Annotated in this window: 1 pseudogene; it reads left to right on the forward strand. The window is 60.6% G+C overall.

Annotation, left to right across the window (positions count from 1 at the left end):
* Positions 1 to 127: 127 nt before the first annotated feature.
* Positions 128 to 213: pseudogene (locus A3728_RS23755) on the forward strand (haloacid dehalogenase type II); the annotation flags it as partial.

The following is a 213-nucleotide window of genomic DNA, read 5'->3' on the forward strand; positions in this document are numbered from 1 at the left end:
TCCGATTCGGCACGCACCCTGAAGAAGTTGACCCCAAGAGTAAACCCCTGCCCCGGACCGCGCAATTTCCGCTCTTTTCCCCGCTTCGGCCCCATGACAGTCTGGCGGTATCAAAAAGGGAGCCGGTATGCCCGTTACCACCTGTATCTTCGACGCCTATGGTACATTGTTCGATGTCAGCGCCGCCGCAAGGCGCGCGGCCTCCGAACCGGA

The organism is Sulfitobacter sp. HI0040, from assembly GCF_001634885.1.
Taxonomy (GTDB): Bacteria; Pseudomonadota; Alphaproteobacteria; order Rhodobacterales; family Rhodobacteraceae; genus Sulfitobacter.